This window comes from Corynebacterium sp. HMSC072D12 (assembly GCF_001813925.1).
In the GTDB taxonomy this organism is placed as follows: domain Bacteria; phylum Actinomycetota; class Actinomycetes; order Mycobacteriales; family Mycobacteriaceae; genus Corynebacterium; species Corynebacterium aurimucosum.
The window spans coordinates 69,829-95,132 of record NZ_KV814385.1 but is presented as its reverse complement, the minus strand read 5'-3'; the positions used below and the strand labels follow the sequence as shown (position 1 = coordinate 95,132).

Here is a 25,304-nt window from a genome sequence, read left to right as displayed (position 1 = left end):
TTTACTTCTGAACCGGGGCCCACTCTGGGCCGGTCTCACCGAGCTCCGGATCGAGCTTAGCCACCAACGGCTTCGGCTTCTGCAGCGCAGTACCCGGAGTAATGTCGACACGCTTCCACGCAGCCTGCTGCGCCGAGTAGTCACCGGTGATGATCGGGTAGGGATGGTTCTCCGGCGGGAGGTCTACGCCAACGAGCTCGACCGGCATATCATCGACCACGTCCTCAATGCGCGGCTGTGCGGCCCAGACGCCCTCACGCCCCAGGGTCTCGTGCACTTTCTGTGCGGTGAAGGGTAGGAACGGAGTCAGCATCACGTTGCAGTCGGAGACCACCTGCAGTGCGGTCCACAACACGGTGGCCAGACGCTCCCGCTGAGTCTCATCCTTGGCCAGCTTCCACGGCTCCATCGCAGCAACGTAGGCATTGGCCTCGCCGACGACGTGCATGATGGCGGTCATGGCCTGCTTGAACTTGGACTGCTCGAGGAATTCCGCGGCGGTGGTGAAGGTCTCCTCCGCCAGCGCCAGTATGTCCTTGTCTGCCGGCTCCAGCGCCGCAGGAGCCGGGACCTCGCCGAAGTTCTTGTGGGCCATCGACACCGTGCGGTTGACCAGGTTGCCCCAGCCGTTCGCAAGCTCGTTGTTGATGCGGCGCACGAACTCATCCCAGGTGAAGTCGGTGTCGTTGTTTTCCGGGCCAGCCACGGCAATGAAGTAGCGCAGCGCATCCGGGCCGAACTCCTCCAGGAAGTCCTTGACGTAGATAACGACGCCCTTGGAGGAGGAGAACTTAGAACCAGACATGGTCAGGTATTCCGAAGACACAATCTCCGTCGGCAGGTTGAGCTCACCATAGGTGTGCAGCTCACCGCCCTTGGAGCCTTTGCCCGCGTAACCCAAGAGTTCCGCTGGCCAGATTTGGGAGTGGAAGGTGATGTTGTCCTTGCCCTGGAAGTAGTAGTGACGCGCCTGCGGGTTCTGCCAGTAGTCCTTCCAGGCCTCCGGGTTACCGGTACGGTGGGCCCACTCGATGGAAGAAGACAGGTAACCAATCACCGCGTCGAACCACACATAGAGCTTCTTCGCGCCGTTGTCCTCCCAGCCTTCCACCGGGATGGGAATACCCCAGTCGATATCGCGGGTCATGGTGCGCGGGCGCATATCCTCCAGCAGGTTAAGGGAGAACTTGAGGACGTTCGGGCGCCAATCCTCACGGGTCTTCAGCCACTCTTCGAGGACGTCCTTGACCGCAGGCAGGTCCAGCAGGAAATGCTCGGTATCGATGAACTCTGGGGTTTCACCGTTGATCTTGGACACCGGGTTGATGAGATCTACCGGATCGAGCTGGTTGCCGCAGTTATCGCACTGGTCACCGCGCGCGCCTTCGGCGCCACACAGCGGGCAGGTGCCCTCGATATAACGGTCGGGCAAGGTACGGCCCGTGGACGGCGAAATAGCGCCTTGGGTGGTCTCCTTAAGCATGTAGCCGTTCTCGTACAGCCCCTTGAACAGCTCCTGCACCACGGCGTAGTGGTTGCGGGTGGTGGTGCGGGTAAAGAGATCATAAGACAGGCCGAGCCCAGCCAGATCAGTGACAATCTGACGGTTGTAGCGATCCGCCAGTTCACGAACCGTCACGCCTTCCTTATCCGCTTGCACGAGCAGCGGGGTGCCGTGCTCGTCGGTACCGGAAACCATGAGGACGTCGTTGCCACGCATTCGCTGGAAGCGGGCGAACACGTCGGAAGGAACGCCGAAACCCGCCACGTGTCCGATGTGGCGGGGTCCGTTGGCATAGGGCCAAGCAACATTAACGACAACTGTCTCAGTCATGGCCTCTACTCTATCGAACACCCCCTCACCGGCAATGCAGTGAGGGGGTGTATCAGAGAAATGCTCGCGCCAGAACTAGCTCTTGTTGCTGTGCTGGCGGCGGCGGGCCTTGAAGGCCTGTTCGCGCTGGAACTCGCGGTGCAGGCGACGCTCACGCGCCAGCTTGCGCTGGAAGGCCTGGGACTCGCGGTACTCGCGGTAAATCACGTCGTTACTCAAGTCCTTGAAAATAGCGAACATGAGTCCAACGAGGATAAAGAGGAATGGCAGTGCTGCCACGATGGTGACGTTCTGCAGGTTCGATAGGGAATCCTCGCTCGACAGCAGCAGGGTCAGGCCGACGGCTGCAGTGAGCACACCCCACGCTGCGGATAGCCACGGCTTAGCGGTGGTTGCACCGGACTGGGACATCGAGCCCATGACTGTCGACGCCGAGTCGGCCGACGTAATAAAGAACGTAGCCAGCAGCAGAGCGGCAACGATGCCTGCAATGAAACCACCAGGCAGGTTCTGCAAAAGGTTGAACAGCTCCTGCTCGGCAGATTCACCGGAGATAGAGTTGCCCTTCTGCTCCATGTGAATAGCGGTACCACCGAAGATGGCAAACCACACAGTGGAGACACCAGCCGGGACGAGAAGCACGCCAACGCAGAACTCGCGGACGGAACGACCACGGGAAATGCGGGCGAGGAACATACCCACGAACGGCGACCAGGAAACCCACCAAGCCCAGTAGAAGATGGTCCACGTCGACAGCCACTCACCAGCAGTTCCGTTGTCAGACTCGGCGGTACGAGCGATCATCTCAGTGAAGTTCGCCAGATAGTTACCAATGGAACCCGGAATCTGGTTCAGGATCGACACCGTGGGGCCAAAAATGAACACGAAAATGGCCAGCAGAGCCGCCAGAACCATGTTGGTGTTGGACAGGTACTGAATGCCCTTACCCACGCCGGACATGGCAGATAGAAGGAAGGCCAAGGTCAAAACGAGAACGATGCCGATGACGACCTTCTGAGTCGGGTTCTCAATGATTCCGGAGGCTTCCAACCCGGCCTGAATCTGCATAGCGCCCAGTCCCAGTGAACATGCGGTACCGAAGACTGTGGCAAAGATGGCCAAGATATCAATGATCTTGCCAACGAAGCCATCGGCCGCGCGCTGACCGATCAGTGGCACGAAGGCTTGACTTAACAGCTGCTTACGGCCGATACGGAAGGTGGAATAGGCAATGGCGAGACCCACGATGGCATATACAGCCCACGGGTGCAGGGTCCAGTGGAACATGGCCGTGGCCATCGAAGTTCCTACCTCGTGCTCGCTATGGCCTGGGACACCGTTCTTAAAGTAATTAAGTGGCTCGGATGCGCCGTAGAACATCAAGCCGATGCCCATGCCGGCCGCGAACATCATCGCAATCCAAGAGACCGTGGAGAATTCCGGCTCTTCGTTGATCTTGCCCAAGCGAATGGTGCCGAACTTAGAAGCAGCAATGCAAATAACAAAAATAACGAAGATGGTCCCGAAGAGCACATAGGCCCATCCAAAGTTATTCACAACAAAGCTCAGCGCGTTACCAGAGAAGGAAGCAAAGCTCTCCGGCGCTGCCAAGCCCCATGCCACGATGGCAGCGATGAGCAGACCGGCGAACCCCACAATGGTCCAGTCAATCGGTGAATCGATGCCGCCGGGCCCAAACTCGTCGGTTTCTTCTTGTTCTTCTACTGGGGTAGCTGCAGCCGCAGGATCGAACGCCTTGTTGGTGAGCATATCCTGGAGCTGGCTCGTGGCTGAGGATGCCTCGAGGCGCTCGTCGACAGTGCGGTAGTCCTCCACCGCCGCCGGCGAGCTCTGTTCTTGGGAGGCAGCCGAAGACACCTCCGTGTCCTTCACATTGTCTGAATTGGTCGAGTCTGTCATACCTACCGACCTTGGTGCTGTCTCATCAACTAGTCAAACTAAATCAGAAACAAAAAGACTATTCGCCACATGCATTTCGGGCATATAGCGTTCCTCAAGCATCTGTCACGAGCTTCTTTACGCGACCGTTATTCCACTGCAACTGCCGGTTCTGTACCGCAACTGTGCAGCTTGCCAGCTTGTTCGAAGGCATTTCGGAGATATGACACCCCTACCACGCATGCCGCGGCCACGCCGGGCGACATAACGATGCCATAACGATTCCCGCGAAAGAGACGGCCATCACTTGTTCTTATTCGTGCAGCTCAGCCACGGGCCGCAAGGTAGGCATCATAAAGCTCACGATTGGACCACGCCGTTCCCGCGGCGGCTTGCTTGCAGGCATCCTTGGCCCGCACGCCGCGTTCAACCTCTGCGCGGACCTGCTCCACGAGGGTCTCCAACGACACGGGTGCGGCATCACCGCCCTCGATCACTACGGTGATCTCACCCCGCGCATTCTCTTGCGCCCATTCGGCAAGCTCGCCCAAGCAACCACGCTTAATCTCCTCATATGTCTTCGTCAGCTCGCGGCACACTGCAGCGCGACGGTCGGCGCCGAGGATCTCAGAGGCGTCGCCAAGCGTCTGCGCCAAACGGTGTGGGGACTCGAAGAAAGCAATAGCGCGCTGCTCCCCCACCAAGGACTCGAGCCACGCCTTACGCGGGCCGGGCTTGCGCGGCGGGAAAGCATCGAAGAGAAAGTGGCCTACCCCTAAGCCCGACAGGGCGAGGGCAGTCGGCACCGCAGAGGGCCCGGGGAAACACGTCACGGGCACGCCCGCCTCCACGGCGGCGGTCACGATGGAGTGCCCCGGATCAGAAACTACCGGCATGCCGGCATCCGACACGACAAGTACGGTTCCCGTCTGGGCAGCGGCGACCAACGTGCGTGAGCGCTCCTCCTCGTTGTGGTCGAAGTTGGAGACCACCTTGCCGCGGATTTCTACTCCTAACGCCTGGGCCAAGTTGCGGACACGGCGAGTATCCTCCGCGGCAATCACATCTGCGTGGCCCAAAGCGTGCATGAGACGGGCGGAAGCATCACCGGGATTTCCCAGCGGGGTGGCGGCGAGGATGACACCGCGGGGCAGGGGTTCAAGCTGAAGACTCATACTCCCCAGCATTGCACATGCAAGCTAGACTCTTCCGGGTGAGTACCGCAACCCCTACAGATCGATCTGGCCGCCGCAAGCGCACGCGCCCCTCCGCCACGCGTGGCGCCCATACCCGGCCGGCACCGCCTGCCCCTCGGCCCTACACCTGGACCCGGGCCGACTCGATCAGCACTGCGATCATTGGTGTCTTGGCTTTTCTCACACGATTCATTGGTCTGGCTGCTCCGGTTTCTGAAGGCACACCCGTCTTCGACGAAAAGCACTACGTTCCGCAGGCCTGGGACATGGTCACCAGCTGGCACAACCTCTTCCTCGGCGGTATTGAATCTAACCCGGGCTACGGCTTGGTTGTGCATCCGCCGCTGGCCAAGCAGATCATCGCGATATCAGAAGCGCTTTTCGGCTATACCCCACTGGGATGGCGGGCCATGGCCGCGCTTTTCGGAGTGGGCACAGTAATGCTCACCATGGCGCTGGCTCGCCGCTTGTCTGGTTCGTGGCAGGTGGGATTCCTGGCTGGTCTGCTCGCCGTGTGCGATGGCGTACTGCTCGTAGCCTCCAAATTCGGAATGCTCGACATCTTCCAAGTCTTCTTTGTGGTTGCCGCCGCGTGGGCTTTGGCGCGGGATCACCAGCAGATGCGTGAGCGCCTCCACGCCGCCTTCGTGTCGGGGACCATGGGTGACTCCGACTTCGGGCCCCGTTTTGGGTTCCGGTGGTGGCGTTTTACGGCCGGCGTTTTCCTGGGGCTGACGTTGTCGGTCAAGTGGTCCGGCCTGTACTACATCATGTTCTTCGGTCTGATGAGCGTTTTCTCGGACCTCGCGCTGCGCCGCCTCTACGGCGTGCGCCGCTACATCGTGGGCACGCTGGTACGCGATACGCCAGCGGCCCTCGCCTCGATCGTCGCGGTTCCTGTGGCACTGTACACCTGGTCTTGGCGTGCGTGGTTCGCTGATGAAACCGCTGTTTACCGCCACGCCAAAGTAGACGGCACTATTGAAGAGGGCTCTTGGTTGCTCCATCTCCCCGAGCCACTCGCCGGCTGGTTTTACTACCACTCTTCCGTGTTGGAGTTTCATGCCTCTTTGACAACCTCCGGTGGGCACAGCCACCCCTGGGATTCCAAGCCGTGGGCTTGGTTGGTGGCTGCACGCCCTATCCTCTACTACTCCGCCACGGACATCTCCTGCGGGGACGGCAACTCCTGCCGCAAGATGCTGTATCTCTTTGGCACTCCCGCCATCTGGTGGCTGGTCATCCCAGCTGTGCTGTGGGGCCTGTGGTCCCTGCTCGTTCGCCGCAACCGCGCCTTCCTCATCCCGCTCGTGGGTGCCGCGGCGGGATTCCTGCCCTGGCTGGCCGTTTTCGACCGTCAAATGTATTTCTTTTACGCCACGGCGTTCATCCCATTTGTCATCGTGCTGATATCTCTGGCCTTGGGACAAATGATTGGGCGCGGCCGTGTTGTGCAGTGGCGCTGGCTCACAGGACTCTTTGGTACCGCGATGCCCTTGGGTACCTTCCTCACGGTGTGTTACGCCGCGCTCGTGGTGGCGATGTTCGCCTACTTCTCCCCGATTCTTTATGGATACCTCATACCGGATTCGTGGTACAGCTCCATGATGTGGCTGCCATCTTGGTCCTAACGCGGGCTAGCGGACAACGTCCGGTAAATATCCCGCAGCAGGAATCCCCGGTCCGCCGCCCAGGCCCAGCCCAAGCTGGCGGTGGCCAAGCCCGTGCCGATGAGGATATAAACCTGCCCCGCGGCGACGCTGCCCAGGGCAAAATCGCGCATGGTAAAACCGCACAGGAATGCGAACATCGTGCACGCTACCGGCAACAATCCAGGTGCCGAAGCGGGGCGCCATGCCGCAAAAGCCAAGCCACTTGCAAGGCCGAAACGCAGCGCCGCAGCCTCCATCAGCAGGTGCGCGCGCCCTGGGTCAGCCCCTTCCGCGAGGGTTCCTTCGCTCGATAAGGTGGTCAAACCTGAGGCACTAACAACGACCACGACCGCCCACACCAAAAACGCCAGGGACAACACTCCGAGGGATACTCGCGCCAACGTCAGCGACGCCTGCCGCGTGCTGGAAGCGCGCTGCCATTCCGGCTCCACGCCGGCGAGGATCACCTCAGACAAGTCTTGCGGCGGAACGCCTGCCGGTTCCACGAGGCTCAAGGAATGTGTTAGGGCTGCCGCCTTATCCCGGAAAGCCGCGCACTCGGGGCATCCCGATACGTGCGCTTCAATAACATCCGGTGAGAGCTGCGGGGCTTCCCCGTCCAGCTGTGCGGAAATGGCCGCCTGCACCTGCTCATGCGTCAGCACGGCTCAGCACCCCATCCACGCTGGCCCGGCCAGAGCCAAAAACGACAATCATGAGCAGCGACACGATGAGAACCAGCGGATACTCGACGCCACCATCGGCTGCAAAAAGGCCATTGCCCATGTGCACAAAATACAAAGCACAGGCCATGAGGAGAGCCAAAGCCCCCGCCACAAAGGTGGTGAGCAGGCCTACGACCAGCGCCGCGCCTCCCAGCATTTCTGCGAAGGCAGCCAAGTACGCGGAAGTATGCGGCTGCGGGACACCAAGTGCGGAAAACTGCCCGGTTATTTCATCCATTCCGCTAAAAAACATCTTGTCTACACCGTGCGCCACGAAGATGACTCCCAGTACCGCGCGGAAGATCAGGAGCGCGGCATCGCGTACGGCGGGTCTATTCATGGTTCATAGACTACCCTGGATGGCCACCTCTCTCCGAAAGGACTCCCTCCCAGCATGCACTTGTGGACTCCACTGGACACTCCCCTCGGCCGCCTCACCCTCGTAGGGTCCGCGCGAGGCTTATCGCAGGTGTATTTCCCTGACGAGGCTCCAAATCTCAACGGCCTGCAGCGCCTCACCGATCGCTCAGATAGCGCCTGGTCGAGCGTTAAGGTTCTCGTCGCGGCCACCCAACAGATCACCGAATACTTCGCTGGCACGCGGCGAGACTTCGAGCTGCTACTCGACGTCCCTGCATCTCCTGACACCTTCCGCGCCCGAGCACAGCGCGCGCTTCGTGATATCCGCTTCGGTGAGCGCTGGACCTATTCACGCCTTGCCTCCGCGGCTGGGAGCGCCCAAGCTGCCCGCGCCGCAGGCAGCGCCTGTGCCAGCAACCCTCTGCCTCTCGTGGTGCCCTGCCACCGCGTCGTACCAGCAAGCGGCGGCTTGGGGTCTTACCGCGGGGGCGTTGCCGCAAAGCGGCTACTGCTGAAGCACGAAGCGGGGAACCAATGAGTAAGTATTACAGTCTAAAAAGGCATGACTAGTACACAAATGGCAAATGATACGAGACTTGTTTATGACGCGACAGGGCTTGGCCGCCCCGCGTGGGCAATGACTTCCCCACTGCTCAAGGAGTATTACGACACTGAATGGGGCATGCCTGTCCACGAAGAATCCGCGCTGCTGGAACGCCTCTGTCTGGAAGGCTTCCAGGCAGGGCTGAGCTGGGAGCTAGTACTGCGCAAGCGTGATGCTTTCCGCACTGCTTTCGTGGGGTTTGATACGGACCTTCTGGCCAGCTTTGGCGAGGAGGAGGTCGAGCGTTTGATGAACAATCCAGGAATTATTCGCAACCGTCTCAAAATCAACGCAGTGCTCGCTAACGCACGAGCCACGGTGGCCTTGCGCGAGCAGGGCGGGTTGGACGAATTCATATGGAGCTTCTTGCCTGAGGAAACCATCGCGCCGGAAAGCGAAGAAGATATCCCGAAATACACAAAAGAAGCCTTGGACATGTCCAAGGCTTTGAAGAAGGCCGGGTTCAAGTTCGTCGGCCCAGTGACCTGCTTTTCCCTCATGACGGCCATCGGGATGGTGGATGCCCACCTTCTGGGCTCACATCGCCGCGGGAGCTCGGGAGTGTGGTCGGCCTAGCGCTCAGCGCGCTTAGGCACAAGACACACTCGCGTGCCACTTAACCGACTCGCCGTGCCGCGAGATCATCACGCCGCTGGCGCGGGGAAGGATGGGGGCCGTCGAAACCACCGTCGGAATCATCCTCCGAGTACACCGGAAGGTAATCAAAGTCCGGGCTTTCATCATCGATTTCCAAGATGAGGGCGCCCGGCCGGCGCAGGTTCGGCGGCAGCGACTCAGCAGGATTTTCCGCGTTGCGCACACCCAGGCGCGCACGGCGCAGGTGGTAGACGCGACGACGAAGTAGCTCCTGCTCGCGGCGTACTTGGGCGCGCAGCGCCACCAGGTAGACTGCGGTCGCAACACCAGCGATGCCCGCCAACCACCACGTCCAACCGCCCACGACGATGCCCAGGCATACCGTTGCGACCACTGCCACGGCTAGACCAATGAGCGTGCGCTGGCGGCGCTGGTAACGCGTGGCCGAAGCCTCCTTCTCCTTCACAGGATCCCAGCCGCCGCGGCCAAGACGGCGCTGCGCAAAGGCAAGCTCTTCCGCGGAGAGCTCGGTATCGCTGCCATTGGTTTCAGCGTCCGCAGAGTTCGTATCTGCGACATCAATGCGCTCGCCGTCAACCGCTGTGGTCTCTTCCGGCTCCGGAGCATCATCAGCGCCGTCTGTTTCCTCGGCGCTGGAGTCCTCCGGCGTCTGGCCCAGAGAGTCAATAGCTCCCGGGTACATCAAATCGACCGGAGAGGTATAGGAGTCATCCAAGCCGTAGGCATCCTCTGCGACACTAGCGTTGGCTGGAACCGTGAAAACCTCGGCAGCGTTCGATTCAACGCTCTCGATGTCATTATCGAGGTCGTGCTCTTTGTTGGCATCATGCTCAGGTTCCGCTGCTAGCTCGAAATCCTCTTCCGCATCTTCAGACTCAACAACTTCGCCGTCAATCGTGTCGGCGACATCTGGCTGCGCGGCAGCATCAGTCGCAGCGGTCTCAACACGGCCGGATTGAGAATCCTCGCTGACTCCTTCGGCCTCGACCAGCTCGTAGTCTGCCTCCTCAGCACCAGCCTGCGCCTCTGCCTGGGAACTCATGCGGATATCTTCCTTACCCAAGCGCGGCTTACGGCGGCCCGGCACGGAGCCGGAATCGCCTTCGAAGAGCACGCGGGTCTCTTCAAAGGCCTCACCTGTATGGCTCATCGGGCGTTGCGAACGCAAAAGCAACGGGGCGAGGATGAAGAGCCACAACACGATTACGAGAATGATCGGCACGGCAGTCATCATGCGGCTGTGTCCCACTTTCAGGGGTCGACGAAAAGGGAATATAACTAGGCCCCTACTCTAGCCGCCCAGCCCTGGCCTGTGGGCATCAACGAGCCCATAAATTACAAGGTTGTTACTTAAGTGAAAGCAGAGGTAGTTGACCAAAATATCGACCGGTTCAGCATTGGCTAAGCACCGCTGAGGCGGCCCGTCGCGCGCAAGCGCTCGACCGCCCCGGACGCAAAATCCTCACGGTTCAGTGCCAAGAAGTGGTGATCCCTCCACGCACCGTCGATATGCAGGTTCCGGCGCAGGAAGCCCTCATCCCGAAACCCGTTGCTGTGCAGTACCTTGCCGGAAGCAGGATTCTCCGGCAGATAGGTGGCCGTCACACGATGCAGCCCTACACGGTAAAAGGCATGGTCCACTCCGAGAGCGCAGGCGGCAGTAGCCACCCCCGCGCCGTGTACCGCGGAATGAACCCAATAGCCAATCCAGCACTCGCTGACCCCTCCGTGCTGGATATTGCCTAAGGTCAACTGACCCCGGAACTGCCCGTCGACATCAATGACGAGCGGCACCACCGTTCCGGCGCGAGCCGAATCACGCAGAAACATCAAGTGATTCCACCATGCCGACTGCGAATGTGCCGCATCCCATGACGTCGGCAGAGTCGGCTCCACCGGTTTAAGAAAATCCCTATCCTCGATGCGCTGCCACCGCCAAGACTCACCGTCCCGGCGCAGCAGGGGGCGCAGGCGCACTGTCGCGCCGCGCGGGAAGACACGAGATTCTCGCAATCGGACCGCAGGCGTAGCTTCTGGCCACCCCGGATGGTCGGGGTTTGCCTCACCGCTGGCGGGGGTGGAAAAGCGCCCCGCGGCGGTACCGAAAGGATCAAGCATGATGTCGGCGGTGACCAGCTAGGCGCGTTGGGTCAGGAACAGGACGTCCACCACGTCCCCGGGGCGGATCTCTGTAACTTCCTCCGGGATACGGATCATCGCGTTGGCCTCGGATAGTCCAGCCAGCAAATGCGCCGGCGCGCCAGCCGCGCCGCCCAGTCCTTCCACCAGGTAGTCGGAGGTGTCTGCATCTCGCATGAGCCGGGCACGAATATAGCCGCGGCGCCCCGGGCGGGATTCCATGTGATTAAGCACGCGTGCGCGCACCATGCGGCGTTGGCCGCTGCGCTTGCCCAGGGAGAGCCGGATCAGCGGGCGCACAAAGACCTCGAAGATCACCAGCGCGGATACCGGGTTCGAGGGCAACAGGAAGGTCGGGATGCGCTCCTCACCCAACAACCCGAAGCCCTGGACCGAGCCTGGGTGCATGGCTACGCGTGAGGTATCCACGTCTCCCAACTCATCGAGGACCTCGCGGATTTCTTCCGAACCCGCACCGCCCACGGCGCCGGAGATCACCAGTACCTCGCTGCGCGCCAGGTAGGTTTCCAAGGCCTCGCGCACGCGGCGCGGCTCACCGGCGGCAATGCCGACGCGATGCACATCCGCTCCGGCTTCCTTCGCGGCTGCTGCAAGCGAATAAGAGTTCACGTCGAAGACTTGACCCAGGCCGGGTTCGCGGTCGACGTCGACAAGCTCCTTGCCATAGGACACGATGGTCACGCGTGGACGCGGATACGCCAAGACCTTTGAGCGCCCCACAGCCGCGAGCAAGCCAATCTGTGCTGGGCCCAGGATGGTTCCGGAAGACACGGCAACATCCCCGGGCTGAATGTCATCGCCCACGCGGCGCACGAAGTCGCCCGAGCGTACCGGGCGGTGGGAGGTCACGCGCTTACGGCCGCGGTCCGTCCATTCGAGGGGAAGGACGGCGTCGGCAAGCGTCGGCAACGGCGCACCCGTGTAGACGCGCACCGCTTGCTTGGGCTGCAAACGCAAAGGCTGGCGCGAACCTGCGGGAACCTCCCCCACTACAGGCAGAGAACGTTCAACCTCCGTCTCCGTGATGGGAGCATCCGCGTCCTCGGAGTCGTGGCGCGAGCGCGCTTTGAGGGCTTTTTCTCCCCCGACGTCTACGGCACGCACGGCGTAGCCATCAATGGCTGCTTGCGGAAAGCCCGGAAGCGGCTGGTTTGCCTGCACCTCCTCCGCACACTTGAGACCTAGGGCATTCGCGATGGCGATGCGTACCGGTTCAGGTGTCATCGCTGCATCAAGAATGAACGCCATCTGGTCATCGACCGAACGCATGTACCGCCTGCCTTTACTCTGGGGTATGTGGGGCCTAAAGGGATGGAAGTTACTGGAGTAGAGCTTAGCGCGCTGGACGTGTGAAGGCTTAGCCCTTCAACCCCTTTTCTTCTTCGTAGTCCTCCACAATCTTCTTGATTGCCTTGTAGAGCGCAGGACCGTACTTCTCATCACGCAGACCAAAGTCAACGTTGGCCGGGATGTAGCCGCCCGGGTTGCCCAAGTCGTGGCGCTTACCCTGGTGGACTACGACGTGAACGGGGTGCCCCTCCTTAATAAGGAGCTCGATGGCGTCAGTCAGCTGCAGTTCCCCACCCTTACCTGGCTCGATACGGCGAAGGGCATCAAAAATCTTCCTATCGAGCAGGTAGCGCCCAGTAGCCACGAGATTCGAGGGCGCATCAGCCGGGTCCGGTTTTTCCACCATGCCCACGACCTTCTTCACTCCCGGCGCGTTCGTGTCCTCGACGTCGAAGACGCCGTAGTTATAGGTCTCTTCGCGCGACACCTCGAAGGCGCACAGCACGCTACCACCCAGCGCTGCACGAACGCGGGCCATCTCCCCCATGACGGTGGCCGGCAGGACAATGTCATCCGGGAGCATGACGGCGAAGAATTCTTCGTCATCCTCCAGCACAGATTCCGCCAAGCCCACCGCGTGGCCCAGGCCCAGCGGCTTTTCCTGTTCCACGGAAATCGGGTGGATCAACTGAGCAGCGCGCTTGACCTTGGCTACCTGCTCATCTTTGCCGCGGGCGTCGAGGGTCTCGACGAGATCGGGGAACTCCTCGAAGTGCCGCATCACTTCCTGTTTGTTCGGCGCGGTAATCACCGCAAGGCGCTGGGCGCCCACGGACGCGGCCTCTTCCGCGATGAGTTCAATGCCCGGCGTATCAACGACGGGGAGCAGCTCCTTCGGCACGGTCTTGGTGGCGGGCAAAAAGCGAGTGCCCATGCCAGCAGCGGGGACAACGACCGTAGTGATCCCGGTATGGGAATCCTCGTGTGCAATAGCCATAATTTCCACTTTACAATGCAGCCCCCGCGCCCCCGTGCTGCGCTACGCCATCCCGCTATGATTAAAGCCCATGACGACCTCCCACAAGGACGCCTTAAGATCCTTACTCCTTAACGCCCGGCGCGAGCGCAGCGCCGAGCAGCGCGCTGATGACAATGCCGCGTGGTGCACCGGCGTGGGTGAGTTGCTCACTCCCGCGATGCGAGTTGCCGCCTACCACCCACTGGGCACAGAGCCCGGCGGGCCCAACTTCGTAGAGACTGTGGCAACACTCTGCAAGGAGGTTTACCTGCCCATTTCCGGCAAAGACGGTGAGCTTTTATGGACGCTGTATGGCGGGCCGGAGGCCATGTGCCCGGGGGCATTAGGGATTGCAGAGCCCGTCGGGCAACGCCACAGTAGCGATATCTTGGCGCACCTCGACCTCATCTTGGCGCCCGCGATGGCGGTGAGCGAGTCAGGCATGCGCCTCGGAAAAGGCGCCGGCTACTACGACCGCGCGCTCACCCCGCTACCCACTGGGCACCCGCCCGTCGTCGCGCTAGTTCACTCCACCGAGGTCCGCGAGGTTCCTTTCGAGGAGCACGACCGGCCAGTCGATGGCATCCTCACCGAGCGCGGAATGCGCTGGCTGTAGCCAGCACCCTTGTCTCGCACGCTTCGTTGGCTTGTGCGCTTTCCATCGATTTTTCGGGAACCATACGGCGCCGCGTGCAGTCTAAAAAGGCATGGGTTTTCTTCACGTTCTGCGCACTCCGGGGCATCAACGTAGCGTTATCCTTCGCCGCATAGCAGCCACAGTCTTGCTCCTTGCCGCGGCGGCGAGTGCCCTCGCCTCTACCCGCGAGCAGCCCCGCGTCGTGGTCATGGCCCGGGACGTCGCCGCTGGCGAGACGCTGGCGCTAAGCGATGTCTCCGTGGCGCGCGTCCCCTCCTCCGCTCTGCCCGCCACGGCGTTGGGGAGCAACCCGGAAGATGCAGTAGGGCGTGTTCTGGTGGCAGCGGCTAGCGCCGGTGAAATCCTCACCAGCACCCGCCTTCTCAGCTCTGATCTCATCGCGGATTTCGGGATGGAGGACGGCCACCTCATCCCGCTTACCCTGGCTGAGCCAGAAATTTCCCGGAACCTCCATCACGGCGATACAGTCAATATCGTCAGCACGGTCGACGACAGCGACGACATTTCTGCTCCCACTCGTGGCTCGACAATTGCACGGGGCGCACGCGTCGTATCGGTGGGCACTGACGAAGAAGATGCGCGCACGCACACACTCCTCGTCGCCCTTCCTGCTGAGGCAGCCGAAGCCGTCGCGGCCGCTTCTCTTACACAACCGCTCACGGTTGTCATTGTGGGCGACCGCGCCCACAGTTAAGCCATGTTGTGAAGATCATCGCGTTTGCACTGGTAAACCTCCACAAGATGTTGCCACGACATGAAAACTCTGCCTACTATAGGCACATCCACTCGGGCGCTTTATGCTCTTGCAGTCTCGTGACTGCCGCGCGACCCCCGCGGCACCACCTGCAGGATGGCGCACAGAAGTGGCTTTCGCTATTCCAGTATTTCCACATGCTTCGTCTTCCGTTGGAGTCCCTGCGCATCTAGAGCCTCTCTTAGAGAGCATTATTGCTCTATGCCTGCTTTTCTCCGACTTCTCTGAACAGCGCGCCTGCACACAGTGCGGACTACACAAAGCAGACGCTTAAGACACAAGAAGCACCTACCCCCCGTAGATAGGACAACCACCACCATGCTCAAGGGCTTTAAAGATTTCATCCTGCGCGGCAACGTCATCGAGTTGGCCGTAGCAGTCATCATCGGTGCCGCCTTCACCGCGATCGTTACCTCCATCACCGATCACATCATCCAGCCGCTGATTAACTCCCTCGGCTCCCCAGACTTTGGTGGCTTGGGCTTCGCAATTACCGATAACCCGGAGACCTTCCTGGACTTCGGTGCAGTCATCACCGCCCTTATCAACTTCCTCATCGTTGCCGCTGTCATCTACTTCGTCATCGTTGCTCCGATCAACGCCGTCACCGAGCACGCAAAGCGCCGCCAGGGCGTTGACCCGGAGGAGCCGGCTCCGACCACCGAGCAGCTACTCGGCGAGATCCGCGACCTGCTCGCTGCTGAAAACGGTGGCACGACCACCAACAAGCCTGGCTCCAACATCTAAGCCAGAAGCCCCAAGCCTAAAAATCCCGCAGAACCGGCATTTCGCCGGAGTTCTGCGGGATTTTCTTTTGCCTTCACACGCTGCTCACGCACTACTGTGTGGTGCCAAAATGCGGCGGCATGTTCTCGCGGTAGAAGGCCTCCCCCGTGACCTCGTCCTCGTTGTCACCACCGGGGCCGCCTGCGTCCATATCAAAGCTCACGGTGCGCAGCTCATCGGCCCCTGCGGCGGAAGAAGAGCCAGCGGCCCCAGACATTGGCCCGTGAGGGACATCGAAGCTGCGGTCGTAATTCTTGGCGGTCGACGGACGTTTCACGCGACGGCGCGCCCGCGGGGTACGCGGTGTGGGCTCGGCCATTAGACGCTGGATTTCTGCAGCTGATCAACGAGGTGATGCACCAACGGCGTCAAAGTGGCCATGCCATCGCGCACCGCCGCGCGGGAAGAAGCGACGTTGACGATGACCGTTGACCCAGACACGCCCGAAATACCGCGGGAGGTGCACGCATCCACCGCGCCACAAGCCTGGCCGGAAGAGCGCAACGCTTGCGCCACGCCCGGAACCATTTGGTCCAGCACCGCGCGGGTTGCCTCCGGAGTCTTATCACGCGGGCCGACTCCCGTACCGCCAATCGTGAGCACCAGGTCGACTCCCCCGACCACGCCGGTTTCGATAGCCTGCCGGATCTTGGACTTCTTCGAGCGGACGATCACTGCACCGTCAACGGTGAACTCGGCTTCAGCCAGCAATTCACCGGCCAAGCGCGATGTGTCCTGGGCCGCTTCATCCGGGTGATCGGTGACGATCACAACGAGCGCGCGGCGCGGCGCTTGAACGCTTTGCTCTTGTTCGCTGGCAATGAGGAAGGCGTCATCGGGTTCGGTAACATCATCGAGTTCGCGTGAGGCATCGCGCCCCAACAGCTCGGTTGCGTCGGTGTTGTCTGCCACGGAGGTTCTCCTTAAAGGTGGGACGGAATCTTCCGGAAGTAGTTTCTTGAAAAGGTGTCAGGGTGCGAGGTTCACGCGGTGCTGGCGCACCGCCCAAGTATTTGTAAACTTACTCGCTTGCCAGCGTTACCTCTACCTTTCTCGCATCTTCGCTGTCGCGACTCTTCACCTCGAGAGTGACGGTTGCACCAAACTCCTGGGAACGGGTTGCCGCGATCAGGGCATCAGAGCTTTCAATGAGGCGCTCATTAACGCGGGTGACCACGTCACCGGACTTCAGCCCTGCCTTATCAGCCGGGCTATCAGGTTCCACGTCGACGATTTCTGCGCCTTGGGTCTCGCTCTGCGCGCGAACCTTAACGCCCAAGGTGGGGTGCTTGACCCTGCCGTTATTGATGAGCTCATCGGCCATGCGCTTGGCAAAGTTCGAAGGAATTGCAAATCCCAAACCAATGGAACCGCCTTCGGAACTCGAGCCCCTCGACAGCGAGGCAATCATCGAGTTCATGCCAATGATGTTGCCCTCCATGTCCACCAAGGGGCCACCGGAGTTACCGGGGTTTACGGCTGCGTCGGTCTGAATAGCGTCGATCAGCGAGGACTCCCCGCCTTCCTGCGAGGCACGAACAGGGCGGTTCTTGGCTGACACAATTCCCGACGTTACCGTTGCGTTGAGCCCCAGCGGGGAACCAACTGCGACTACTTCTTGCCCCACTGCAGCAGCGTCCGAATCCCCAAACTGAAGGTAGGGCAGGTCATTGGCATCATCAATCTTGATGACGCCAACATCCGTCGTCGCATCCGACGCAACAAATGTAGCGCTATGACGCGAGCCGTCATTCATTGTCACCTCTAGGCGCCCTCCTTGGTCCGCACCGGCAACCACGTGGTGGTTGGTCAGCACATAGCCATCCGGGGAAATGATGGATCCGGAGCCCTCAGCACCACCCGAGCGGGTTATGGAGTAAATGGAGACCACTGCCGGGAGAACCTTCGACGCTACTTCTTCCACAGAGCCATCAGCCGGCTCTTGGCCGGTGCTATTTGCCACTGGCTGACGTTCCAATACTTCGTTGACGGTCGAAGTGGAAGACTTGTCCTTGCCCGCCGCGCCGACCACCGCACCGGTGACACCGCCAGCAGCGACGGCTGCGACGAGCATCATTGCCAGCGCAGTGCCCAGACCTACTTTGCGCTTATTCTTCTGATCGCGGCCCGGCTGCACGCCGTGCACGCCCGCACCTTGTTGTCCTGCATAAGGCTGCGTCGGATTCTGCAACTGCTGGCTGCTCTGATTGGGTTGGCCGAAGCCGTAGCCCGCTCCGCCATAAGGCGCTTGCGCGCCGTAGGGAACCTGGGAGGGCTGAGCACCAAACAAAGGTCGGTTCCCCTGCCCCTGCTGGCCCCCATAAGGGGCCTGCCCGCCAGACTCCCACGAGTTGGTGCGCGGTTGATTCCAACCATTCGATTCGCTTCCCGCCGAAGATGCCTCGCCGCGCTGTTGCGCCTGCCCCCGTCCATCAGAGTTCAGCGGGTTATCCATGGGACTATCCATGTTCGAATTCCTCATATTCATATCAGGTAGTGTGCTCTTTCAAGCTGGTGCGCATCTGTCTCTGCTCTGCCAGTGTGCTAGGAAAGCCTGGACGTTTCCTGTGTGCTCTGAACTGGGGCGATCCACGGCACGTCAACCTTGATTGAACCACCGCTCGGCAAAGATTCGGCCGCGGTCATTGTGGTTCTCCGAGTATTCTCCGGAAGTCTCCTGCGCCTGTCCCGTCGCTTGTTGTGCAGCGGTCGAATCTAACTGAAACTCGTTCGGCTGCTCTTCCAGGCCGTCCACCATGGCATCGCCCTCGGTAGGATGTCCTGGCAGGATGACTTCCATGCGCGTTCCTCCATCTGCAGATTCCTTGATGGTGATGGCTCCGTTGTGCCGCTCAATCACGGATTTCACGATGGCCAGCCCCAACCCAGATCCCGGCATCGCTCGGGCTTCCGCGGAACGGTAGAAACGCTCAAAGACCTTGTCGCGTTCCTCTGGGGCAATACCGGGGCCCGAGTCATCCACGCGCAGGCGCACCTTATCCTGGGCTACTTGCTGCATCGATACGCGGACGGTGCCCGTAGCCGGAGACCACTTCGCGGCATTGTCCATGAGATTGAGCGTGGCGCGGCCCAAAGCAAAGGGATCCCCGTCTAGGACCCAGGGGAAAAACCGCACACGGAAGTCGACGTCTGGGCGGCGGCGCTTAGCTCGGTTGAGGGAATGCTCCAAAACTTCATGCAGCTCCACCGGCTCGGGGTCCTTTTCGGTGGCATCCTCACGCGCCAAATCCACGAGGTCACCAATCAAAGTCGACAGCTCGGACATCTGCGCCATCACGTCCTCTTCCAAATCGCGCCGGTCTTCCTCACTGATACCGAAACCGCCACCGGATTTATTCAGCATCATGAGGAGCTCAATGTTGGTCCGCATGGACGTCAGCGGCGTTTTGAGCTCATGGCCGGCATCGGCCACGAATTGCGATTGTTGCACGCGCGCGTGTTGGAGTGCGGACAGCATTCGGTTGAAGGACACCGTCAGCTGCGACATCTCATCGTTGCTCTCGACCGCAATCGGGCGCAGATCATTGGTTTGCGTCACATAATCGACTGCACGTTTCAGCCGAGCAATGGGCTCCATGCCTGTCTTGGACACCACCATGCCCGCAAAGACGGACAGCAAAACGCCAAAGGCCACGATGATAAGCAAAGCCGAGCCTACTGCGGAGACGAGGTCTTCGGTAGACCCCAAGTCCTTAGCTAGGACTACCGTCGCACCGCCTTCTTGGTACTTGGCCAGTACCCGCTCACCGCCCAAGGTACGGATGGAGCTTTCCACACTGTCCCCATCCGACTTAAAATCACCACCCACGGGCAATGCATCACCGTAGGAAAACGCAACCGCAGGCGGAGAGATAGAGACCCGAGTCGAGGGGTTATAGAGCTTAAATGTCGCGATTTCTTGATCGATATTCTCTACAAAGGCTGGGTCCTGAGCTTGCCGCATCAGCACATCCGCTTGTTGCATGATCTGCTTATCGACGCTCGCCGTCATCGACGCTGCAACCAACCAGTAGGTTAAAAAAGTCATTACGGCTACCGCAACGGCGACAACGACACCGGTAACAAGAGAAAGGCGCCACCGAAGCGGCGCCCGCGAAGCCCAGCCACGACGGCCTGAGAGACCCAACCACGCAGTGGTATCTAGGGCTTCAGAAGGCACCGCGTCGGGCGCGGGCCTCCGCAGAATCACGCGATAGCCTCCCTCATGACGTAGCCAACGCCACGCACGGTGTGAATAAGACGCGGCTCGCCACCTTCTTCAGTCTTCTTTCGGAGGTAACCGATGTAGACCTCAAGAGCGTTTCCGGAGGTCGGGAAATCATAGCCCCATACCTCTTCCAAGATGGTATTGCGGGAGAGTACCTTGCGGGGGTTCTCCATGAGCAGGCGCAGCAGGGCAAACTCAGTGCGGGTCAAAGAAATCTGACGCTCGCCCCGAGTCACCTCACGCGTATCGGCATCGAGCTTGAGGTCCTCAAAGCTCAACTGAGTTTCAACTGGCTGCTTCTTAGCAATCGACTCCGCAGCGGCACGGCGGACCAAGGAACGCACGCGAGCTAGCAACTCCTCCAGCGCGAAGGGCTTGGGAAGATAGTCATCAGCGCCCGCGTCAAGACCCGCAACGCGGTCCGACACTCCGTCGCGAGCCGTCAATACCAGAATGGGGCGGTCCCAACCTTCGCTGCGCAGGGTGCGGCAGACCTCCAGACCATCCATGTTCGGCATCATCACATCGAGGATGAGAAGCTCTGGGTGCTCACTGTGCACCATCTCGACAGCCTGTACGCCATCAGCGGCCAATATGACCTCGTAGCCATTAAACTTCAGAGAGCGGCGGAGCGATTCGCGTACAGCCTGCTCGTCATCGACGACAAGAATTTTCATAATCTCAATTATGTCCTATCGGGGCCCTATTCACGAAGTAGAACCCAGCCTGTCGCCCCCTAAAAGCCACCCCTTAAGCACCGCAATAGTTTATACGTGTGCTAAACAATTGTTCCAAGCTGCATAAACAGTGGACACGACAACAAAACAAAAATTTTCAGGCATAACAAAAATCCCCGCAAATCCACTTTTCTTTGTGGATTCGCGGGGTAACAGTCATGGCCCTAAGACCTCAACGCTGAAAGCGCCTCAGACCTTAGAACTGCTCGACGTCTACCAGGCCGAGCTTGGCAGCCTTAACCAGGCGGCGCGGAATGCGCACGGTCTGGCCGTCGATGGTGACTTCCTGGAGGGCGACATTGTCAGCCTTCCACTGGGAACGGCGAGAGTGAGTGTTCGCGCGGGACTTCTTAAACTTAGGAGTTGCCATCTTCTTCTATCCTCCTTACGCGTTCTTCTTCTTGCGGCGAGCCATTGCACCGAAGCGCTGGTTGAACTTCTCAACACGGCCAGCGGTATCCATAACGCGCTGCGCACCAGTCCAGAACGGGTGGGACTCAGCGGTCACGTCAACGACGATGAGCGGGTACTCGTTGCCGTCTTCCCACTCAACGGTGCGCTCGGAGGTAGCGGTGGACTTGGTCAGGAAGGAGTGGCCGGTACCGGCGTCCTTAAAGACCACCGGGTGGTAATCCGGGTGGATATCTTTCTTCATATGTCGATTCCCTCAGGGTTGAACTACGGGTCGGTTCCTTCCGCGACGCTTCCCTTTTCATACCACCGAGCATCGCCGCGATGACGGCGCTCGATGGCTTGTGGGAGCGTGAAAGGATCGTGCCCGAGTTGGGTCTCTATACTTACAAAATTGTGCGGCTCGCGCCGACAACTCGAAATATCCTACAGGCCAGCGGCATTAAAATCGAAATCGCCGCAGGACGCAGCCCACAGAGTTAGGCGCGGAAACCCGCCTCCAACGCCCCCGCCTGCAGCTTCACCACGGGAGAGCCGTGGGCGAGACACAAATAATAAGCGCCAAAGCCCGACGATAATTCAACGGTGATTAGGTTCTACAGTCCGTGGCATGTAAGATTTCCCCTTGCTGTTGTCAAAGTAATCGTTTTACGCCCTCATCAACTGGTGTTCAACGGATATATGCCTCCTGCTCAACCTCACTTTTCGAGCGCCGCGCCTCACCGCGGAATAGGCACTCCGTTAGTCGCTTTCGATGTGGGCGGCTAGGAGAAAGAAGACCCATGTCGGCTATTTGCCAGGTAACGGGCCGCAAGCCGGAATTCGGCAAGCAGGTCTCGCACTCGCACCGCCGCACCTCGCGCCGTTGGAACCCCAACGTGCAGCGTCGTCGGTACTACCTGCCCTCTGAGGGCCGTACCATCACCCTGACCGTTTCCACCAAGGGCATGAAGATCATCGACCGCGATGGCATCGAGTCCGTCGTGGCTAAGATTCGCGCACGTGGGGAGAAGATCTAAAGATGGCACGTAATGACATCCGTCCAATCATCAAACTGAAGTCCACTGCGGGCACCGGTTACACCTACGTGACCCGTAAGAACAAGCGCAACAACCCGGATCGCATCACCTTGAAGAAGTTCGATCCGATCGTCCGCAAGCACGTCGAATTCCGCGAGGAGCGATAATTTATGGCTAAGAAGTCAAAGATCGCCAAGAACGAGCAGCGCAAGGAAATCGTCGCCCGCTACGCGGAGCGTCGCGCTGAGCTCAAGGCAATCATCAAGAACCCGAACACCCCGGACGAAGAGCGCCTCGAGGCGCAGTTCGAGCTGAACCGTCAGCCGCGCGACGCCGCCCGCGTCCGCGTCCGTAACCGCGACTCCGCTGATGGACGTCCGCGCGGTTACCTCCGCAAGTTCGGTCTGTCCCGTGTCCGTATGCGCGGCATGGCTCACCGTGGTGAGCTGCCGGGCGTTCGCAAGTCCAGCTGGTAAAGGGGTACCCATACAATGGCTGTCAAGCGTAATAATCACAAGAAGTTCCGTATGGAGCAGACCCGCCGCCCGAAGAAGAACCCGCTCAAGGCCGAAGGCATTGAGAAGGTTGACTACAAGGAGATCAAGACCCTGCGTCTGTTCATCTCCGACCGCGGCAAGATCCGCTCCCGTCGCGTCACCGGTCTGACCCCGCAGCAGCAGCGTCAAGTTGCTACTGCCGTCAAGAACGCACGCGAAATGGCTCTCCTGCCGTTCACGTCCCGCTAAACACTAGCTGGTTTCAACAGCGCACTTTTGCCGCTGTACTCGTGACACACTAGGACAGGACAAAAGAGCTTTTAGCCGCCGCCTACCTCCCCTACTGAAAGGGGAAAGTAGGCGGCGGCTTCTATTTTCCAACCAGCAACCTTGTGCGCCCGTATCCACCCTGTCATGTTCAACGCGCGCGTGCAGAGTGATAGATTGAAGGGCTAGAACGCCCCTGATGGAAAGGGAAACAAGGACCTTATGCCACTGCACGAATCCCTCACCGATCTCAGTGAACTCGCCACCCATTGCCACTCCCCTGCCCATGCCCGTGGCCTGCTAGAGGAGGCACAGGACCTGCTGCGCAACGCCACAGCCCACCGCGGAGATGGAGTTGAGCTCGCTGCCTGGTTTTCTCGCGTGGTGACCGATATTGTCCGCTCTCCCGGTCTGGCGAGCCCTGTGCGGCTCACCGGCGCCGCTGCCCGCGGCGATCTTCTCCCCTCTCTCCCCATCACGTGGCTGGGCACCGACGAACAGCTGGAGCAGATTATCACTGAAGCCGGTCTATCCTGTGGTGCGGTGCAAGACCTAGCATCGACGCGTGCGGACGCCGGCCTTCCCCTAGGCGCGGGCGGCGAGGAGGAACTCTACGCCGAGGCAGTGTCTCAGCGGCCGGCACCACTGAAGCTCGTCGACGGTCTCCCCGACCGCTCTGCCGACGTGTCCATTCGTCTCTCCTTGCTCGCACCGGTGTCTGCCATCGCCCGTTGGGCAGCTCCCGCGCCCCGCCCCACCCCAGACCGCCTCGCCATTGGCGTCGAGCGTGAGCTTCTTACCTCCGCCGAAGCGGAGGGGCTGAGCCTAGCTTGGGGCACGGGCATCGCCCTCGAGTTGGGTCGGTGGTACGAGGGCGTCGATCAGCACAGCGTTATGCTGGCAGATTTGCCGCCTTTGGACCGCACCGCCTACGGTTCGGCGTGCCGCACTGTCTCTGCTGCTATCGAATCCATCGTGGCTAGGCACGGTAGTGTGGTTAGCTGTAGTGAAAGCTAAGCGTTAACGATCGCCGTTCACGGCGGGGTGTAGGATTACTGACTTGCCGTCAGTTATTACATGAATTTTATCGAAGGGAGTCCGCCTCATGGCAGGGAGCGTTGGCAGGCCACGGAAGAACAGTCCGCGCCGCCGGGGAAACACCGCGCGCGAGGAGATCCTGGATGCTTCATCCGAGCTCTTCACCACCCAGGGCTTTGCGACAACCTCCACGCACCAGATTGCCGATGCCGTCGGTATCCGTCAGGCCTCGCTGTACTACCATTTTCCTTCGAAGACGGATATCTTCCTCACTCTGCTCAATTCCACCATTGAGCCTTCGCTGGAACTCGCGGATGAGCTCGCGGCCTCAGACGCTGCACCGGCACAGCGCTTGTGGTCCCTTGTGGCCGCAGAGTCGCGCCTGCTATTGACCTCAGCGTGGAATGTAGGCCGTCTGTATCAACTGCCGGTGGCCAACTCCCCCGAATTCGGCGAGTATCACGAACAGCGTGACCGCTTGAAAGAGCACTTCCGCACTGCCGCAGCGGGGATTGTGGGCGAGGATGATCCGCGCCTCGAGCTGCCCTTCCACATCGCGCTCTCCGTCATCGAGATGCGCCCCAACGATGGCAACGCGCCATTTGATGCTTCGCAGCGCGTACCGGAGCAGTCTGCCATGCTTGCCGACGCCGCCCTCGCAGTCCTCGGCGCCACCCCGCCTAAGGACGCCGAAGCGACCACCTTAGATCTGCTCAAGAACCGCAACGACTCTATTTCCTCCGCTGCCGCCGCCGCGGCCGACCGGAAGAAGTCGACTCGCTAGCGGCCGTAGCGGATGCCCTAGCGGCCGTGCCGGATGGCATAGTGCGCTAGGAAGGTCTTATAAGGCTTATACGCCTTTTCACCGTCTGCTCGGAGGCTGTCCACAAGCCGGTCCATCTTGTGATTCGTCTTCTTTTCCGTCCACCCCAGCTCCTCGGCGATCTCGCGAACCGAAGGGATATCAGCATCGGTGGAGCCCGGCTTTTTGAGGTAGCTGGCTAGCAGGCGCAGCAGCTCTTCTTGTTCATCATTGGGAACGTGGCGGGTGCGCGTGCGCTCCTCATCGACATCCTGCTCGCGTTTTGTGCGACGCGAGTAGTTGCTGTTTTCCACGTCGATATACAGCTCATAGGGGCATTCGGGAGTCTCAAAGGTAATCCGCGATGGCCCCGGGGGTACAGCCGCTACTGAACGCGGGCCCAAATCGATGCGGGAAAACCCCGTGACACCGCGCAGCTCGATGCGCAGTGGGATATGGCTGCCCACGTTGCAAATCATCCAGCCCTGTCCGCCGTACCACAGCTGAAAAAGCTGGCGGTGCAGGCTGAGGTCCTCCTCGCCTACCCGGAAGTCACCGGCGCGGCCGACAATGACTTCTTGGCCCGGGGACATGACCATCACGCCACCGATCAAATCATCAATGCGCAGCCGCGGCCCCTGAGGAGCGTTCTGCGGTGGGAGTGGCTGTTGCGGGCCCATAGACACCTCCGTAGGGCTGGGAAACGTGCGCACATCGCCATCCATCCCGGCGAGGTGCCTTCAAACAGTGT

At 60.4% G+C, this 25,304-nt stretch carries 29 protein-coding genes; 12 read left to right on the top strand and 17 right to left on the bottom strand.

Annotation, left to right across the window (positions count from 1 at the left end):
• Position 1: 1 nt before the first annotated feature.
• From metG to rsmI, 3 genes are all read right to left on the bottom strand, one after another.
• The gene (gene metG / locus HMPREF2943_RS02305) at positions 2–1,834 is read right to left on the bottom strand and encodes a methionine--tRNA ligase (RefSeq protein WP_070646144.1); all 1,833 of its coding nucleotides are present in this window, start codon (positions 1,832–1,834) and stop codon (positions 2–4) included.
• Between the two features lie 75 nt (positions 1,835–1,909).
• On the bottom strand, positions 1,910–3,754 hold the full coding sequence (locus HMPREF2943_RS02300; protein WP_070447206.1) for a BCCT family transporter: 1,845 nt from the start codon (positions 3,752–3,754) through the stop codon (positions 1,910–1,912).
• Between the two features lie 305 nt (positions 3,755–4,059).
• Complete coding sequence (gene rsmI, locus HMPREF2943_RS02295; RefSeq protein ID WP_070447208.1) at positions 4,060–4,908, bottom strand: 16S rRNA (cytidine(1402)-2'-O)-methyltransferase; 849 nt, start codon at positions 4,906–4,908, stop codon at positions 4,060–4,062.
• 38 nt (positions 4,909–4,946) lie between these two features.
• On the opposite strand from rsmI, the gene HMPREF2943_RS02290 reads away from it, so the two are divergent.
• The gene (locus HMPREF2943_RS02290) at positions 4,947–6,560 is read left to right on the top strand and encodes a dolichyl-phosphate-mannose--protein mannosyltransferase (RefSeq protein WP_070447210.1); all 1,614 of its coding nucleotides are present in this window, start codon (positions 4,947–4,949) and stop codon (positions 6,558–6,560) included.
• Here the strand turns inward: HMPREF2943_RS02290 and HMPREF2943_RS02285 are convergent.
• Both HMPREF2943_RS02285 and HMPREF2943_RS02280 read right to left on the bottom strand, forming a co-directional pair.
• Positions 6,557–7,246 carry a zf-HC2 domain-containing protein gene (locus tag HMPREF2943_RS02285; protein WP_070447212.1) on the bottom strand — a complete coding sequence of 230 codons (690 nt, stop codon included), beginning with the start codon at positions 7,244–7,246 and terminating at the stop codon, positions 6,557–6,559. The two genes, HMPREF2943_RS02290 and HMPREF2943_RS02285, sit on opposite strands and share 4 nt — an antisense overlap.
• A complete protein-coding gene (locus tag HMPREF2943_RS02280; RefSeq protein ID WP_010187578.1) occupies positions 7,233–7,646 on the bottom strand; it encodes a DoxX family protein in 414 nt (137 codons plus the stop codon). The genes HMPREF2943_RS02285 and HMPREF2943_RS02280 overlap by 14 nt, the downstream gene beginning before the upstream one ends.
• 54 nt (positions 7,647–7,700) lie before the next feature.
• Here HMPREF2943_RS02280 and HMPREF2943_RS02275 point away from each other — a divergent pair, with 54 nt between their 5' ends.
• Together HMPREF2943_RS02275 and HMPREF2943_RS02270 are read left to right on the top strand one after the other, a co-directional pair.
• Positions 7,701–8,204 (top strand): methylated-DNA--[protein]-cysteine S-methyltransferase, encoded by a 504-nt coding sequence (locus tag HMPREF2943_RS02275; protein WP_070710677.1) that lies wholly within the window; start codon positions 7,701–7,703, stop codon positions 8,202–8,204.
• Positions 8,205–8,228: 24 nt separating this feature from the next.
• Positions 8,229–8,846: a DNA-3-methyladenine glycosylase I gene (locus tag HMPREF2943_RS02270; RefSeq protein ID WP_083315636.1), complete on the top strand. Its 618-nt coding sequence runs from the start codon at positions 8,229–8,231 to the stop codon at positions 8,844–8,846.
• A gap of 40 nt (positions 8,847–8,886) precedes the next feature.
• Here HMPREF2943_RS02270 and glpR read toward each other — a convergent pair whose 3' ends face one another.
• The 4 genes from glpR to HMPREF2943_RS02250 all read right to left on the bottom strand — a co-directional run bounded on the left by glpR (position 8,887) and on the right by HMPREF2943_RS02250 (position 13,335).
• Positions 8,887–10,122: a divisome protein SepX/GlpR gene (gene glpR / locus HMPREF2943_RS02265; protein ID WP_070710675.1), complete on the bottom strand. Its 1,236-nt coding sequence runs from the start codon at positions 10,120–10,122 to the stop codon at positions 8,887–8,889.
• Between the two features lie 167 nt (positions 10,123–10,289).
• Positions 10,290–11,006, bottom strand: coding sequence for a GNAT family N-acetyltransferase (locus tag HMPREF2943_RS02260; protein WP_070447220.1), 717 nt, complete (start codon positions 11,004–11,006; stop codon positions 10,290–10,292).
• Positions 11,007–11,024: 18 nt separating this feature from the next.
• Positions 11,025–12,317 carry a molybdotransferase-like divisome protein Glp gene (glp, locus tag HMPREF2943_RS02255; RefSeq protein ID WP_070447222.1) on the bottom strand — a complete coding sequence of 431 codons (1,293 nt, stop codon included), beginning with the start codon at positions 12,315–12,317 and terminating at the stop codon, positions 11,025–11,027.
• Between the two features lie 88 nt (positions 12,318–12,405).
• Positions 12,406–13,335, bottom strand: coding sequence for a UTP--glucose-1-phosphate uridylyltransferase (locus HMPREF2943_RS02250; protein ID WP_070447224.1), 930 nt, complete (start codon positions 13,333–13,335; stop codon positions 12,406–12,408).
• Positions 13,336–13,405: 70 nt separating this feature from the next.
• Between HMPREF2943_RS02250 and HMPREF2943_RS02245 the strand changes: the two genes are divergently transcribed.
• The 3 genes from HMPREF2943_RS02245 to mscL all read left to right on the top strand — a co-directional run bounded on the left by HMPREF2943_RS02245 (position 13,406) and on the right by mscL (position 15,515).
• Positions 13,406–13,972 (top strand): 5-formyltetrahydrofolate cyclo-ligase, encoded by a 567-nt coding sequence (locus HMPREF2943_RS02245; protein ID WP_070447226.1) that lies wholly within the window; start codon positions 13,406–13,408, stop codon positions 13,970–13,972.
• Between the two features lie 91 nt (positions 13,973–14,063).
• Positions 14,064–14,708, top strand: a complete 645-nt coding sequence (locus tag HMPREF2943_RS02240; RefSeq protein ID WP_070646122.1) for an SAF domain-containing protein — start codon at positions 14,064–14,066, stop codon at positions 14,706–14,708.
• Positions 14,709–15,086: 378 nt separating this feature from the next.
• Complete coding sequence (mscL, locus tag HMPREF2943_RS02235) at positions 15,087–15,515, top strand: large conductance mechanosensitive channel protein MscL (protein WP_070447230.1); 429 nt, start codon at positions 15,087–15,089, stop codon at positions 15,513–15,515.
• 91 nt (positions 15,516–15,606) lie between these two features.
• Here mscL and HMPREF2943_RS02230 read toward each other — a convergent pair whose 3' ends face one another.
• From HMPREF2943_RS02230 to HMPREF2943_RS02200, 7 genes are all read right to left on the bottom strand, one after another.
• Positions 15,607–15,873, bottom strand: coding sequence for a hypothetical protein (locus HMPREF2943_RS02230; protein WP_070447232.1), 267 nt, complete (start codon positions 15,871–15,873; stop codon positions 15,607–15,609).
• On the bottom strand, positions 15,873–16,466 hold the full coding sequence (locus HMPREF2943_RS02225) for a MogA/MoaB family molybdenum cofactor biosynthesis protein (protein WP_010187605.1): 594 nt from the start codon (positions 16,464–16,466) through the stop codon (positions 15,873–15,875). Before HMPREF2943_RS02225 ends, HMPREF2943_RS02230 begins: the two co-directional genes overlap by 1 nt.
• Positions 16,467–16,575: 109 nt before the next feature.
• A complete protein-coding gene (locus tag HMPREF2943_RS02220) occupies positions 16,576–18,021 on the bottom strand; it encodes a S1C family serine protease (protein WP_070731063.1) in 1,446 nt (481 codons plus the stop codon).
• Positions 18,022–18,153: 132 nt separating this feature from the next.
• Entirely contained in the window at positions 18,154–19,602 is a 1,449-nt protein-coding gene (locus HMPREF2943_RS02215; RefSeq protein ID WP_246817250.1) for a sensor histidine kinase, read from the bottom strand.
• A 158-nt stretch (positions 19,603–19,760) separates the two neighbouring features.
• Positions 19,761–20,459 carry a response regulator transcription factor gene (locus HMPREF2943_RS02210; protein WP_070447236.1) on the bottom strand — a complete coding sequence of 233 codons (699 nt, stop codon included), beginning with the start codon at positions 20,457–20,459 and terminating at the stop codon, positions 19,761–19,763.
• 256 nt (positions 20,460–20,715) lie between these two features.
• Positions 20,716–20,889: a 50S ribosomal protein L32 gene (gene rpmF / locus HMPREF2943_RS02205; protein ID WP_010187615.1), complete on the bottom strand. Its 174-nt coding sequence runs from the start codon at positions 20,887–20,889 to the stop codon at positions 20,716–20,718.
• A gap of 15 nt (positions 20,890–20,904) precedes the next feature.
• Positions 20,905–21,174, bottom strand: a complete 270-nt coding sequence (locus tag HMPREF2943_RS02200) for a type B 50S ribosomal protein L31 (protein WP_070520710.1) — start codon at positions 21,172–21,174, stop codon at positions 20,905–20,907.
• Between the two features lie 538 nt (positions 21,175–21,712).
• Here HMPREF2943_RS02200 and rpmB point away from each other — a divergent pair.
• The 6 genes from rpmB to HMPREF2943_RS02170 all read left to right on the top strand — a co-directional run bounded on the left by rpmB (position 21,713) and on the right by HMPREF2943_RS02170 (position 24,535).
• Positions 21,713–21,949: a 50S ribosomal protein L28 gene (rpmB, locus tag HMPREF2943_RS02195; protein ID WP_010187623.1), complete on the top strand. Its 237-nt coding sequence runs from the start codon at positions 21,713–21,715 to the stop codon at positions 21,947–21,949.
• Positions 21,950–21,951: 2 nt separating this feature from the next.
• Complete coding sequence (rpmG, locus tag HMPREF2943_RS02190; protein ID WP_010187624.1) at positions 21,952–22,116, top strand: 50S ribosomal protein L33; 165 nt, start codon at positions 21,952–21,954, stop codon at positions 22,114–22,116.
• Between the two features lie 3 nt (positions 22,117–22,119).
• Entirely contained in the window at positions 22,120–22,425 is a 306-nt protein-coding gene (rpsN, locus tag HMPREF2943_RS02185; RefSeq protein WP_010187625.1) for a 30S ribosomal protein S14, read from the top strand.
• 15 nt (positions 22,426–22,440) lie between these two features.
• Positions 22,441–22,695 (top strand): 30S ribosomal protein S18, encoded by a 255-nt coding sequence (gene rpsR / locus HMPREF2943_RS02180; protein WP_010187626.1) that lies wholly within the window; start codon positions 22,441–22,443, stop codon positions 22,693–22,695.
• A 240-nt stretch (positions 22,696–22,935) separates the two neighbouring features.
• A complete protein-coding gene (locus HMPREF2943_RS02175; protein ID WP_070447238.1) occupies positions 22,936–23,730 on the top strand; it encodes a hypothetical protein in 795 nt (264 codons plus the stop codon).
• Between the two features lie 88 nt (positions 23,731–23,818).
• A complete protein-coding gene (locus HMPREF2943_RS02170; RefSeq protein WP_070447240.1) occupies positions 23,819–24,535 on the top strand; it encodes a TetR/AcrR family transcriptional regulator in 717 nt (238 codons plus the stop codon).
• 17 nt (positions 24,536–24,552) lie between these two features.
• Here HMPREF2943_RS02170 and HMPREF2943_RS02165 read toward each other — a convergent pair whose 3' ends face one another.
• Positions 24,553–25,233 carry a DNA-binding response regulator gene (locus HMPREF2943_RS02165; RefSeq protein ID WP_246817249.1) on the bottom strand — a complete coding sequence of 227 codons (681 nt, stop codon included), beginning with the start codon at positions 25,231–25,233 and terminating at the stop codon, positions 24,553–24,555.
• Positions 25,234–25,304: the final 71 nt, after the last annotated feature.